We start from the raw sequence: 13,681 nt of genomic DNA, 5'->3' as shown, positions 1-13,681 counted from the left end.
CCTTCTCCATTACCCTGAAATCTCCATAGGCTCCAGAAGCTCAAGGAGGCCCATATCCAGGCATGTCCGGACGGAAAGCCGCTTGATTCCAGCAGCAAACCGCATTTCGATCAGATCCGCAGAACCGGATACCCTGATCACCTCTCCCGACCCGAATGCCCGGTGAAGAACCTGCATTCCAGCGGACAGTTCTTCTGCCGACCGGATTGTATTCGCGTTCATCGAGGGAGCCGCAACAACAGCCCCGCCGCTGGCTATTTGCCGCCCGGAGTCCAGACTCACTTGAAGCCGCGGAGGATGCAGAATCGTCCGAACCTCGGTAAGGAACACAGATTCCGTCGCTTTCTCCCCTTCCCTTTGCTGATATGTCAGCAGCTCAAGCTGCGTCTTGGCTCTTGTCATGCCGACATAGAACAGCCGGGCCGCTTCCTCCATCAGCGCGCCGTTACGGTCGCCTCCCTTCAAATCCTCTTTGGATGGAATAATGCCGTTAATCAGATCGATCATATATACATGCTTGAATTCCAGGCCTTTGGCGCTGTGGAAGGTCGAAAACGTGACGGCATGCTGACCTTTTCTAGATTTGGAGGACTTCAACAAAGCCTCCAAATGCTTGAGGCGCTGCGCGAACTCCTCCATTGTGTTCAAGGAATCCGCAATCTCCTCCAGCGAATTAAGGATGCCCAGCAAATATTCCTTCCGGAAGCCGAGACGCTCGCACATTTTATCAAGGGCCTTGTCATAACCCAACTTCGTCCGAATGACATCTATCGCCTCTAAAGGCGGCATGCCTTTCATCTGTTCAAAAATCCACTTGCACTGCGGCAGCTGCCTCTGCTGATAGTCCCGCAATGGCACGTAATTCAACAAATTATCAAATACGGATTCATTGTTGTTTATATCCTTTAATGCAGCCATCTGCTGCTTTGTAATGTAGCCGTTGAATTTTGTATGAATGGCTTCCAGTATATCTGGCCTCCGGTCCGTATACGACATCCTCATGAAATTGAGAATATCCTGCACCACCCAATGCGAAAAAAAACGATTGTCCGCATCACGCATATAGAACGGAATCCCTGCACGGTCAAATTGATTCATCAGATCAATAGAGGAAGCATTGTTACGGTAAAGTACAGCTACCTCGCCCAAATTGCCCAGCTTGCGAATCTCTTCGACTAAATACTTTGTTTGCTGCTTATAGTCGGGCAGGAGCTTGATAGAGATCGGCTGCCCTTCATCGTTGTGCGTGAACATTTGCTTGTTATAACGGCTTTTGTTCCGTTGGATAAATTGATTGGCTGTCTCGACAATACTTTTTGAGGAACGATAGTTCTGCTCCATATACAGAATCCGCGCCTCCGGATACATCTGCTGAAATTCCAGCAAATAGGACGGCTCGGCCCCACGCCAGCTATAAATCGATTGGTCGTCATCCGCTACCACACATAAGTTCCGATGTTCATTTACCAGCTTTTCAACGATCGCATGCTGCACCAGCGACGTATCCTGACTTTCGTCTGTGAGCAAGTAATCATAGCGCCGCTGATATTTGCGAAGCAGTCTCGCATCTTTGTCGAGAATATCATTAGCCATCGTCAGCATATCATCGAAATCGATGAGCAAGCCGCTTGGATGCATTATCTTATATTTTTCGTACTCGCTGAGGATTTGCTCCGCATGGCGCACGCCGCAGGACACATCGCCCCGCTTGTTCTCCGGGATCATTTTATTTTTAATATAGCTAATATATGTCGTTAACTCTTCCAGTTGGTCATCTGTGATGTTCTCTCCCGTGACTGCCCTGAATATATCGCGCAATATCAATTTCTTATGCAAGTAGGGAGCTGCCAGATCATCTGCCTCTCTCGGTTCTATATGATGATTCGCCCCATGCCCCTCGATCAATCGGAAGGATAATCCCTGAACTCGGAAGGACTCGCGCACAATTTCGAAAGCCAGGCTGTGGATCGTGGAAAAATCAACGGGCGGCAGCTCCGGACAAAATCGCTGATATCGCTCCTTCATATCCCCGGCCGACGCCCGGCTGAAGGTAATCGCCTTAATTCGCGAAGCCTGTGCTCCCTTCTCCTCGATCAGGTAAGCGATCCGCATCAGCAGCGTCGTCGTCTTTCCCGAGCCAGGCGAAGCAAGCAGCAGCAAGGGGCCCTCCGTATGCAGAACCGCCTGCTGCTGCACTTCATTGAGATGAACAGCAATTTGCTGCTTTTTGCGTATAAAAAAGGGGTGTTCTTGCTGCATCACCTATTTCCACCACGTATCGAAAGGCGTGGCCGGCAGCTCCCGCTTATGCCTTGAAACGGCATACCGCTTCTCGATGCTTGCTTGGTTTTGGGGATCAACGGCATTTCCCGTCAAATATTGATCCAGCACCTCGTAGGAGATGCCGAGCTCAGTTTCGTCGGATTGCAGAGGTTTGTCATCCAGCAGATCGGCCGTCGGTATTTTCAGATAGAGCTGTTCAGCTGCCTTGAGCTCCATCAGAAGCTCGCGTCCTTGCCCCTTGGTCAGTCCGGCCAGCGGCAGCACGTCAGCCCCCCCGTCACCGAACTTCGTAAAAAAGCCCGTGACCGATTCAGCGGCATGATCCGTACCTACAACCAGGCAGCCGGTCTCTCCACCGATCGCATACTGGACGATCATGCGCATGCGTGCTTTGGCGTTGCCTTTATTGAAATCGGATAATTTTTGGCCGGTGCTCTGTTCTACCACGTTAGCCAAAGCCAAGACAGGCTCCTGAATGTTTACGACGAATTCCCGGTCCGCCTGAATGAATTCCATGGCCGCCACGGCGTCGGCTTCATCCTTCTGCACCCCATAAGGCAGGCGCACCGCATAGAATGTCGCCTCGTACCCCTCGGCACGGAGCTCCTCTACCGCCAATTGCGCCAGCCGGCCGGCCAGTGTGGAGTCCTGGCCTCCGCTAATGCCTAGAACATAACCTTTCGCACCGGCCTTTTTGCAATAAGCTTTTAAAAAGTCGATCCGGCTGCGGATTTCCGCTTGTACATCGATGCTCGGCTTGACGTGTAATGCTTCAGTAATTTGCTTCTGAGTATGATCGGTTGACATTTTAATACGTAACTCCCTTCTACCTGTCTATAAACTTATCATTACCCCAAACAGCTTGAAAAGCCATCTTTCCGTAGAAACTTCCCCAAGTCATGATTGGACCTCTGTCTGCCCGTTTATTGTACCATGCTCATCTTCAATAAAATTCAAACCGCAGCGTAAAAAGTCCCCAATTACTGGGGACTTGAACCTGTGATTGCATGGCATATATTTTCAAATCCGTACCGGTCCACGAACTTGGCAAAGGGCTCTCTTCTTTTACCCTGCCCCGAATAGATTTCAATGATTTGTTCAACAGCACCATACAGCTCCTCTGGCGTCGCCTCTTCCAAGAGCAAAACACCGCCCCTGGCATCTGCCCCCTTGGATTTGCCGCCAATATAAAGATTGTACCCGCCTCTGACCTTCATTACGCCTATATCATGAATTAAAGGCTCACCGCACCCAATAGGACAGCCTGTATACGCCGGACGAAGCGTAAAAGGGACTGGCCTGCCCGCCAATCTTCTATTCAGCTCGACGGCTACCGGCATGCCTTCTTCCTCGGCTCCTTTACAAAAATTGCAGGTCCTTAAGCTTTTTACAAAGTTTCCAACAGGATAGCACGCAAGTCCAACCTGCTCGAACTCCTCCTTGAGCATCGCTACATCGCTTTCAGGCACCGTAATATATAATTGCTGAAAAGTGGTTAACTCTAATTCGTCATTTTCATGCATGTATTTGGTAATAACAGCCAGCTGTTTTGCATTCAATTTTGAACCGAATCCTATGCCGCCATTAATGGCTATCTTAACATTCGAATTCTCCATACCCTTTCCCTCCTTCTCATTTAACAATAATAACATACCCCCGGTGGGTATTCAACGAGGCATAAAAAACTGCTGAAACAGCATCCAGCAGCTTTTGTACTTTACATATATGTTAAAGCAAGCTTTTCACAGGAATGCCCACAGTGCATCCGAAAAAATGAGCTAGCCGTGTTTAATATGCTGGAGCGTTTGCAGAAAAATCTGCTCGATATGCTCATCGTCCAGGGAATAAAACACCGTCTTGCCTGCCTTCCGCCTCTTAACAATTCGCATGTTGCGGAGTGTTCTCAGTTGGTGGGAAATGGCCGATTGCCCCATGTCGAGAAGAACCGTGAGATCCTGCACGCATAATTCCTTTTTCAGCAGCGCATCCATAATACGAAGACGAGTAGGGTCACTAAAGGTCTTGAACCAGTTGGCCATCTCCGAAGAGGTCTCCTGATCCATAAGAGAAGTGCGCAGAGTTTGCAGATTCGCCTCTTCTTCCGGGCAGGCCGCATCGTATTTATTAATTGTTTTAACGGGTTTGTCCATTTATTCAATCACCGCCTATAGGGCTTATTATATATTCTGCTTCCAAAAATAGAAACTTGGTTGACATTCGTTTTTGAACATGATATTAATAAAGATAATAGAACATATGAACAAGTGATCATATGTTAATTCATGAAAGGAGCTGTCGAATATGTCTGAACACCATAACCACGGCCACAGTCACGATGCTGGGCATAGCCATGTTCACACCAATAATAAGAAAACACTGTTTTTTTCATTCCTCATCATTACCCTCTATATGATCGTAGAGGCCGTTGGCGGCATGGTTACCAATAGCTTAGCCTTGCTCTCCGATGCCGGTCATATGCTATCCGATTCCATTGCTCTAGCCATTGCTTTATTGGCCTTCTGGTTCGGAGAAAAGGCTGTAAACACAGGAAAAACGTACGGTTATAGACGTTTCGAAATTTTGGCTGCCTCCCTTAACGGCATAACGTTAATTGGCATTTCGGTATATATTTTTTATGAAGCCATCCAGCGCTTTAGTCATCCTCCAGAGGTTGCCACCACAGGTATGCTGATTATTAGTATTATCGGTTTGCTGATCAACATACTGGTCGCGTGGATTATGATGCGCGGAGGCGACACGGAGAACAACTTGAATATGCGCGGCGCCTTTTTACACGTCATCAGCGATATGCTTGGTTCAGTTGGCGCCATTGCCGCGGCCTTGCTGATGATTTTCTTCGGCTGGGGCTGGGCGGACCCGCTGGCTAGTGTGATCGTAGCTGCCCTTGTATTGCGAAGCGGATACTTTGTTACTAAATCGTCCTTGCATGTCCTCATGGAAGGGACGCCACAAAATGTAAATTTAAATGAGATTACCGATACTATTCAACAGGTAGACGGAGTAAAGGGAGTTCACGATGTTCATATTTGGTCAATTACAAGCAGCCTGAATGCTCTTACAGCCCATATCGTGGTCGACGGAGACAAGACCATTTATGAGACAGAAGCCATTTTGCAAAAAATTGAACATCTTTTAGAGCATAAAGAGATTAGGCACGTGACCTTGCAGGCCGAATCGGAAAAGCATAATCATGAAAACTCCATTTTTTGCACCACCAAAGCGGATACGCCAAATGCCCATGCGCATGCTCATCCGCATTAAAAGCAAAGAAAAAACGCAAATGGCAGGGGTCGAGCAGCTCCTGCCATTTGCGTTTTTCTAATCTATCCTCAAATATGGCTTCTCCCGTTACGGGTTATTTTACTTGGATAACGAACGGGTAGGCGTTAACCTGATCGCCAAATTTGAACTCTGCCCAAAGTTTATAGATGCCCGGCTGATTAAATTGCGTGTTAAAGACTGTTGCATCAGCAGAGGCTGGATGAACGTGGATAAACTGCTCTCCTTTCTCGTCGAGAATAACAACATGTCCCAGAGCGCCCAGGTAAGGATCCGGTTTTCCGTCCTTGCTCACAAAGGTCAGCGTAGTGGGGTGATTGGCTGCTAGAGAATCGATCCTCAATTCGACGGTTTTATCGTTAATCGTTTTCTCCATTACAGTGTCGGCTTGAAGCTGGTTCCCTTCATGAAGCGGGGTACGCTCACCTACATGCATTTCTACAGGGCTAACCTGGTAAGCTAGATCCTTGGGGCTAATGTCTACAAAGACTTTGTATAAATTATCCTTCAAATCAGCCTCCTGTGTGAATACCCCGTTTCCTTGATCGGCTGGATGCAGGTGATAATAATCCTCCAGATCTGCGCTTACAACAATAAGATGCATCACCTTCTCATGGCTGATTTCCAATTGCGGCGCTCTATTGTTGGCATCTTTCAAATCAATCGTAATGACATGATCTTGATAACCGACATTTACTTTTACTTCACTAACCGCACCTGTTCCGTTCGACGAATGCTCATGATCGTTTATGTCGGAATGACCGGATACTTCATTCATCTCATGGGTATTAGATGAAGTGCTGGCGCTAGCATAAATGCTGTACCCTCCGATTACTATCCCCAGATACAGGACGGCGGAAAGAGTCCAGTATAGAACCGTCTTTGGCTTCATGGCTTATCCCCCATTTCTTGTTAAGCTATCAATTTGATCCGCTGCAATCTTAAGGCATTCAGAACTACAGATACAGAGCTAAATGCCATGGCTGCCCCGGCAACCCATGGAGCCAAGAAGCCTAGTGCTGCAATCGGCACCCCAAGGCTGTTATAGGCGAGCGCCCAGAACAGATTTTGTTTAATATTCCGGATTGTCATTTTACTCATGTAAATGGCATCGGCAATACTGTTCAAATCTCCGCGGATTAATGTAATGTCCGCTGCCTCCATCGCCACATCTGTTCCTGTACCGATAGCCATGCCGATATCGGCTGTTGCCAGAGCAGGAGCATCATTGATGCCGTCGCCTACCATAGCCACCTTTTTCCCGGCCTGCTGAAGCTTCTTCACTTCCTCTGCCTTTCCTTCCGGCAGAACTTCGGCGATCACATGGTCAATCCCGACCTGATGGGCAATAGCCTTGGCTGTCTGCGTATTGTCGCCTGTAATCATGACTACATCCAGCCCCAATTTTTTCAGGCGGGCAATCGCCTCCTTGGAGGTATCCTTCACGGTATCCGCGACAGCTACGATTCCGGCAAACTCGTTGTCTACCGCCACTAGCATCGCCGTCTTCCCTTGCTTCTCCAAGTCCTCCATCCGGGATAAATGGGCATCTGGAATTGAAATGTTGTGTTTCTTCATAAGCCTGCGCGTTCCTATGAATAAATCTTTCCCTTCTACCCGCGATCGAATACCGAACCCTGGGATGGCTTCGAAGCTTTCGGAGGACCCAAGCGGAATTCCCTTCTCTTTAATTCCCTCAACAATGGCCTCGGCAAGCGGGTGCTCTGAGCCTTTTTCAGCTGCCCCGACAAGCCGCAAGAATTCCGATTCATTGTACTCATTAGCCAGAATGACATCGGTCAGCGTTGGCTTGCCGTTTGTAATCGTTCCTGTTTTATCCAAAATAATCGTATCGATCCGATGAGCGGTCTCGAGGTGCTCGCCGCCTTTAAATAGGATTCCGTACTCCGCAGCCCGGCCTGAACCGGCCATAATGGACGTTGGAGTGGCTAACCCCAAGGCACAAGGACAAGCAATAACGAGAACGGCAATGAACTTCTCCAAGGATTCAGCAAAATTGCCGGGCGTTGCAAAGAAATACCAGATTATAAAAGTGACAATGGCTATGCCTACGACAATCGGTACAAATATTCCGGAAATCGTATCGGCCAGACGCTGGATCGGAGCCTTCGAACCTTGGGCTTCCTCCACTACTTTTATGATCTGCGCCAAGGCTGTATCCTTACCAACCTTTGTTGCTTCGATTTTAAGAAACCCGTTTTTGTTGATAGTTGAGCCTATGACCGTGTCGCCGATCGTTTTATCGACAGGTATACTTTCACCGGTGATCATCGACTCGTCCAGGGCGGAGCGGCCTTCAGTAATAATGCCGTCTACAGGCACCTTCTCGCCTGGTTTAACATATACGATATCCCCGGTCAGCACTTCTTCAATGGGAATGCTTATTTCTTGGCCATCTCTAAAGACTATGGCAGTCTTGGCTTGCAGCCCCATTAGTTTCTTGATGGCTTCAGAGGACCGCCCCTTGGCCTTGGCTTCGAATAATTTCCCCAGTATGATTAAAGTGATGAGCACGGCGCTTGTTTCATAATAGAGCTCCACCATATGGGTGTTCGACCCGATGGAAGCAAAGCTCAAATAAAGACTGTAAAAATAAGCCGCAGACGTGCCGAGAGCCACCAGCACATCCATATTGGCGCTTTTATTTCTCAAGGCTTTATAGGCACCGATATAGAATTGTCCCCCCACTATGAACTGTACCGGTGTGGCAAGCGCTAACTGCACCCAAGGGTTCATGAACATCTCCGGCAGCCAGATGAAGGAAGTAAACTCAAAATGGCTTACCATTGCCCATAGCAGCGGAAAGGCCAGAATAGCCGAAAAGATAAACTTTCCCTTTTGCTGCAGGATTTCTCGTTCCTTATGATCGCCTTTCTCAGCATTCTCCTCCTTCAGGATGAGAGAATACCCCAGCTTTTTAATAGCCTCCATCATATCTGCAGTGGATACTTCATCTGGATTGTATTCTACAAGGGCTGTTTCAACGGCAAAGTTTACGGCCGCCTTGTTAACGCCATCCAGTTTATTTAACCGCTTCTCTATCCTAGCTGCACATGCCGCGCAGGTCATCCCGGATATATCAAACTCTGCTTTTTCAGCCACAACTTTATAGCCTAATGACTCAACCTTTTGTTGAAACTTACTTACATCCGTCTTACTTGGGTCATATTTGATTTTCGTTTTTTCAAGGGCAAAATTCACGTTAGCCTCCTCTACGCCCTCCAGCTTGTTAAGACCCTTCTCTATTCTTACTGCACAAGCCGCGCAGGTCATGCCGGAAATCTGCAGATTGATCTCTTTGCTATCGCTCATGCTTTTCACTCCTTTATGGTCATGTATGAGCCAAACCCTGCTTACAACCTTTAATTTTTATTATGAATCAGTTTCAAAAATAAATCGTGCTTTGGCAGCACGATTTATTTTTTGGATTCCATTTACCCTTTGAATACACAGCCTCTTATCGCAGATTATAGAGTTATTTAGACAGGCGCTCCATCCACTTCGTAACCCTGCTCGTCAATTACCTCTTTAATTTCCTTCAAGGACACAGCCTTAGGATCAAATGATACGGCCACAGTTCCTTCATTCAAATTTACTTTGACGGACTCCACACCGTTCAATTTTCCGACATTACCTTCTATAGAGTTGATACAATGTCCACAGGACATCCCTTTAACATGGAGTGTTGTTTGTTCCATGGTTTCTCCCTCCAAAAAATGAATTTTTATTGTATAACTAATTTCATTTACATATTACCATACCCCCGTAGGGTATTTCAATAGGGTGTTGGTTTTTTAAAATTTATTTTTTTCAAACTGAATTCACCATTATAATACCCCGTTTAAATATCCATTAAACCAGGTTTACCAGTTGTATACAGACGGTGAAATCATCACCTCGCATATACCTATACTAGGTATTTAAACAATGAAATTACCCGTTGCAATTTTGCTTACTGGCTTCATGATTAGGATGTATGAAACGCGCCCCTTATATTTTCAATGTAGTTATATGGTATCATAAAATACTCCCTGGAGGTATGCTGCCAACTTGTTTTTTGGGCGTACATATTACAAGGAGCTGAGGGAATCATCCAAGCAATAGGCTAAACACAATAAAAGAGGACTGCTTCATTGCAGCCCTCAGCGCCATCTATCTTTGCTGTCTAATGCTTATTTACGTATTTGCCGTAATCAGGAATCGCAATTTGGTCAAACTGCTTCACCAGTTTTTCAAGATTTCTGGACAATAGCTCGCCAGACACAGGCATTCCGTGACCGCAAATCGCCACAGATGGGTTTAACGCCGCCAATTTCTTAACTGAATCCCATGCCGCTGGCCAGTCCGTCGTAAGATATCTTGGCGGGCCATTAATCTCTACCTCTTGAGTAAACACCTTATACAGCGAATCCTGTTTTACTGTTACGAAGGCATCTCCTGCAATAAGGGAGCGATCCTTATCCCTGAACAATGACACATGTCCTGGTGAATGGCCCGGGGTATGAATCCAGCGAAAATCAGGCAAATGAGGTACAGTTCCATCAGCAGGAAGGGCTTGGACCTGATCCCCTAGATTGACTGGTTCAATCGGAAAGAAGGGAGACATCTTGGCTACCGCCCCGCCTTCTACAGTGGCATCCGGCTCTGGATAACTCATTTGCCCTGTCAAGAACGGCAACTCTAACTCATGAGCGTATACAGGAACATTCCAATGTTTTACCAGGTCAACTACAGCTCCCACATGATCAAAGTGACCATGCGTTAAAATAATTGCCTTAGGACGGCTGTTTGCGCCAAAACGTTCTTCAGTGACAGCAATGATTTCACCAGCTGATTCCGGCATTCCGGTATCAATTAATACAAATTCCTTCGAGTCCCGCTGACCAACCAAACCGATGTTAACAATTTGAATGGTATAGCTATATAAATCTGGCGCTACTTCCACACCAACACCACTGCCTACAGAAGTGACTGGAATATAATGGTAATCATTACCTTGTTCAATTTGTTTATCCATTTAGGGTTTTCTCTCCTGTAATTTTTAGTTAGCGCTACAGAATAGTATCCACCCCTTTATAAAATTTATGCGCAGAGACAGTGATTTGAGCGATGGACGGGAATTTTTGTTGCTGAAATTGCAGCGGTAGCTCCATAAGGAGAGGAAGGCCAATAGTCATGTTTTTCCATAGGTCTAAAGTCTTTGATTCTATTAAAAACGTTCATCTACCTGCCGATATAATGATTGAACCGATATTATTCAGGCAGAAAGGGGTGCTCTGCTTCAATTGCTTCTTAGTAGTAACAGATAAATAAGAGGGAGAGATTTACACTCTATGAGCAGACTGACAAACAAGATTATCGCATCTGTTCTCGCCATTTTGCTGCTGCTCCATTTGGGGACCCTAGGGCTTGGGGCGGCAAATGCCAACGGCTCGCTGTCCGGAATGCAGCAGGAGGTCATTGTCGTTTATAAAAACGAGGATGGTAAGGACACGGTATACAATGAAAGTATTGATATTCTTCATGATTTCGACACCATCCCTGCCGTAGCTGCTACGGTAAGCAACCACAATCTGCCTGCATTGGCAGCCGATCCGAATATCGCACTGATCGAGCGCAATATTACCTTTCGGATTACGGGCGGGGAATTCAAAGCAGCGTCCATTCCCTCCGAGCAAAACGGATGGGGCTTTCAGGCTGTTAAGCCAACCCTGATGTGGAACTCAGGCTATACAGGCACAGGCGTTAAAGTGGCCGTCATTGATTCCGGGATCTATCCGCATCCTGAACTAGCGATTGCCGGCGGGATATCGACCGTAGATTACACAAGTAGTTACACGGATGATAACGGACATGGCACACATGTCGCAGGCATCATCGCCGCCAAAAGCAATGGCAGCGGAACAGTAGGTATCGCGCCCGGCGTCCAGCTCTATGCTGTAAAAACGATGGATCAGAATGGCGAGGGAACGCTTCAGGACGTTCTTGAAGGCATCGAATGGTCGATTCAAAACCATATGGATATCATTAACCTTTCTCTTGGAACGGATACGCATTCCGAGCTGTTGAAAGATATGGTAGACCTAGCAAATGCACAAGGTATCGCCGTCGTCGGTTCGGCAGGCAATAGCCAGACGACGGAAGATGCGAACGGCAATATCGTCCCTGTTCCCTTAAGTACTTATACAATCAATTATCCCGCTAAATATGACAGCGTAATTGCTGTTGCGGCGGTGGATGCCAATAACGCGCGCGGCGCCTTCTCCTCAGTCGGCGATGAAGTTGAAATCGCAGCACCTGGCGTGGACATCCTATCAACTTATGTCAGCGGCGGCGCTCCCGCTTATGCGTTATCCAGCGGAACATCGCAAGCCGCTCCGCATGTTTCCGGCATGATCGCTCTGCTCAAACAGAAAGATCCCGGAATGACGAACGTACAGCTTCGCGAGGAAATCAAAAAATATGCGATGGATCTGGGAGCTGCCGGACGGGATATCGAATATGGTTACGGTATGGTGACCTTCGATCGGTCACTTGATCAAACCCCGCCTGCGAATGTCACGAATCTTCAAGTCCTAGGAAAAACGGATTCCGAGATTTCAATTGCTTGGAATAATCCGGTGAATTCAGACTTTGCAACCAATAACATCTATGCCAATGGCGTTTATGCAGGCAGCGCAGCGGGCCAGACGTTTACCTTGACCCAACTGCAGCCAACCACGTCCTATTCAATTACCGTTAAATCGGCGGATTGGAGCGGAAACGAATCTTCTGGGGAAACAGTTACGGTCATTACAGACAATATTCCTCAAATTCCGGATACAGCTGCCCCGGCAGAAGTATCAGATCTCATGGTTACTGCAACGTCCTCCACCTACGTGAAGCTAGGTTGGACCAATCCTGCAGAACCTGATTTTGCAAAAGTCCATCTCTACCTTAACGGAACCAAGGTATACGAGACTGCAGGAACATCTTATAAATTCGAAGGGTTGACCCCGAATACAAGCTATCGCTTTGGGGTAAGAACAGCAGACCTTGCTGGCAATATTTCATCCGGCTTGAGCCTTACTGCCTCTACCCTAGCTGCAGGTGCTACTGATCCAGCAGGTCCTGGTCATGAGCCGCCTGCAGCGGATACGACGGCTCCAGCAGAAGTAACTCAATTGGCGCTGGTTAAAGCGACTAACTCATCGCTGCAGGTCAGTTGGAGCAACCCGGCAGATCCCGATTTTGCCGAGGTCAAGCTATACATCAACAATAATTACATTACGGATACAGCAGCTTCATCATACCAATTCAACGGTTTGCTTGCGGACACCGCCTATAAGATCGTGGTCAAGACCGTAGACACCCATGGCAACGTATCTGATGGAGCCTCGCTAACGGCAAGGACGCAACCCGCTCCGGCCGTAAATCATCCCGCACCTTCGACGCCTCCTGCGTCAGGAGGACCATCGGCACCGGGAGGCGGTATCATTCAGGTTCCGGTTAACGTAACACCTGCCCCGGCAGGAAATACGGCACAAGTCGGGGAGCAGGACAAAGCGGATGCAGCTGCAGAGAACCAGCTTCAAGAAGCCAAAGCATCGCTAGATAAGGCCAAGCAGACGCTTGCCATAAGTGACTTCGTCCAGGCTAAAATGGCCGTTCAAAGGCTGACTGACCAAGAGAAGCACGAAGAGTTCCGGCAGGAATTGAATCGCCTCAAGGAAGAGCTGAGCATTCAGGATCTGCCGTCCAAACTAGGGGTTCGTTCTACTATACCGATCGGCATCAGTCTTCAAGTGGCCATGAAAAGCGCAAACTATAAATACATTGATCCATCGTCCCTAAAGCCTGGCGAGAACATCTTCGTCTTGAACAGCAAAGGGGAAGCCGTACACGATACGGTAGAGATCAAAATACTGTTCAATCGAATTCATGTAACGCCGAAGAAGGGCAAGTTCGCTGCCAAAGAAACCTACACCATCGTTATGGACACGACAGTAAAAGGCAAGCCGGATCCAAGTTCGTCTGACAGCTTTGAACTGAAAAACCCGTTAATTTTAGAGTTCACAACAAGATAGGGGTTTGCAAC

General features: G+C 47.5%; 10 protein-coding genes. 2 read left to right on the top strand and 8 right to left on the bottom strand.

From position 1 onward, the window contains the following. Positions 1–9 precede the first annotated feature (9 nt). From GNP95_RS20195 to GNP95_RS20180, 4 genes are all read right to left on the bottom strand, one after another. Positions 10–2,259: an ATP-dependent helicase gene (locus GNP95_RS20195; RefSeq protein ID WP_155612637.1), complete on the bottom strand. Its 2,250-nt coding sequence runs from the start codon at positions 2,257–2,259 to the stop codon at positions 10–12. Positions 2,260–2,262: 3 nt separating this feature from the next. Beyond that, positions 2,263–3,090, bottom strand: a complete 828-nt coding sequence (nadE, locus tag GNP95_RS20190) for an ammonia-dependent NAD(+) synthetase (protein ID WP_155612636.1) — start codon at positions 3,088–3,090, stop codon at positions 2,263–2,265. A 173-nt stretch (positions 3,091–3,263) separates the two neighbouring features. After that, positions 3,264–3,899 carry an NAD(P)/FAD-dependent oxidoreductase gene (locus tag GNP95_RS20185; protein WP_155612738.1) on the bottom strand — a complete coding sequence of 212 codons (636 nt, stop codon included), beginning with the start codon at positions 3,897–3,899 and terminating at the stop codon, positions 3,264–3,266. Positions 3,900–4,061: 162 nt separating this feature from the next. Then, entirely contained in the window at positions 4,062–4,433 is a 372-nt protein-coding gene (locus tag GNP95_RS20180) for an ArsR/SmtB family transcription factor (protein WP_155612635.1), read from the bottom strand. A gap of 151 nt (positions 4,434–4,584) precedes the next feature. Here GNP95_RS20180 and GNP95_RS20175 point away from each other — a divergent pair, with 151 nt between their 5' ends. Beyond that, on the top strand, positions 4,585–5,565 hold the full coding sequence (locus GNP95_RS20175; RefSeq protein ID WP_155612634.1) for a cation diffusion facilitator family transporter: 981 nt from the start codon (positions 4,585–4,587) through the stop codon (positions 5,563–5,565). Positions 5,566–5,659: 94 nt separating this feature from the next. Here GNP95_RS20175 and GNP95_RS20170 read toward each other — a convergent pair whose 3' ends face one another. The 4 genes from GNP95_RS20170 to GNP95_RS20155 all read right to left on the bottom strand — a co-directional run bounded on the left by GNP95_RS20170 (position 5,660) and on the right by GNP95_RS20155 (position 10,621). Beyond that, positions 5,660–6,475: a hypothetical protein gene (locus tag GNP95_RS20170; RefSeq protein WP_155612633.1), complete on the bottom strand. Its 816-nt coding sequence runs from the start codon at positions 6,473–6,475 to the stop codon at positions 5,660–5,662. Positions 6,476–6,495: 20 nt separating this feature from the next. Then, complete coding sequence (locus GNP95_RS20165; protein WP_155612632.1) at positions 6,496–8,916, bottom strand: heavy metal translocating P-type ATPase; 2,421 nt, start codon at positions 8,914–8,916, stop codon at positions 6,496–6,498. A 167-nt stretch (positions 8,917–9,083) separates the two neighbouring features. After that, positions 9,084–9,302, bottom strand: a complete 219-nt coding sequence (gene copZ / locus GNP95_RS20160; RefSeq protein ID WP_155612631.1) for a copper chaperone CopZ — start codon at positions 9,300–9,302, stop codon at positions 9,084–9,086. Between the two features lie 467 nt (positions 9,303–9,769). Further along, positions 9,770–10,621, bottom strand: a complete 852-nt coding sequence (locus GNP95_RS20155) for an MBL fold metallo-hydrolase (protein ID WP_155612630.1) — start codon at positions 10,619–10,621, stop codon at positions 9,770–9,772. 316 nt (positions 10,622–10,937) lie between these two features. Between GNP95_RS20155 and GNP95_RS20150 the strand changes: the two genes are divergently transcribed. Beyond that, positions 10,938–13,670, top strand: a complete 2,733-nt coding sequence (locus GNP95_RS20150; RefSeq protein ID WP_155612629.1) for a S8 family serine peptidase — start codon at positions 10,938–10,940, stop codon at positions 13,668–13,670. The last annotated feature ends 11 nt before the right edge of the window (positions 13,671–13,681 follow it).

Source organism: Paenibacillus woosongensis (assembly GCF_009725165.1).
Taxonomy (GTDB): Bacteria; Bacillota; Bacilli; order Paenibacillales; family Paenibacillaceae; genus Fontibacillus; species Fontibacillus woosongensis.
This window is presented reverse-complemented; position numbering and strand designations above follow the sequence as displayed.

Coding starts and splice junctions, on each gene's coding strand:
- copZ (WP_155612631.1), bottom strand. CDS start 9,302: ATGGAACAAACAACACTCCATGTTAAAGGGATGTCCTGTGGACATTGT.
- GNP95_RS20165 (WP_155612632.1), bottom strand. CDS start 8,916: ATGAGCGATAGCAAAGAGATCAATCTGCAGATTTCCGGCATGACCTGC.
- GNP95_RS20150 (WP_155612629.1), top strand. CDS start 10,938: ATGAGCAGACTGACAAACAAGATTATCGCATCTGTTCTCGCCATTTTG.
- GNP95_RS20195 (WP_155612637.1), bottom strand. CDS start 2,259: ATGCAGCAAGAACACCCCTTTTTTATACGCAAAAAGCAGCAAATTGCT.
- GNP95_RS20155 (WP_155612630.1), bottom strand. CDS start 10,621: ATGGATAAACAAATTGAACAAGGTAATGATTACCATTATATTCCAGTC.
- GNP95_RS20185 (WP_155612738.1), bottom strand. CDS start 3,899: ATGGAGAATTCGAATGTTAAGATAGCCATTAATGGCGGCATAGGATTC.
- GNP95_RS20170 (WP_155612633.1), bottom strand. CDS start 6,475: ATGAAGCCAAAGACGGTTCTATACTGGACTCTTTCCGCCGTCCTGTAT.
- GNP95_RS20175 (WP_155612634.1), top strand. CDS start 4,585: ATGTCTGAACACCATAACCACGGCCACAGTCACGATGCTGGGCATAGC.
- nadE (WP_155612636.1), bottom strand. CDS start 3,090: ATGTCAACCGATCATACTCAGAAGCAAATTACTGAAGCATTACACGTC.
- GNP95_RS20180 (WP_155612635.1), bottom strand. CDS start 4,433: ATGGACAAACCCGTTAAAACAATTAATAAATACGATGCGGCCTGCCCG.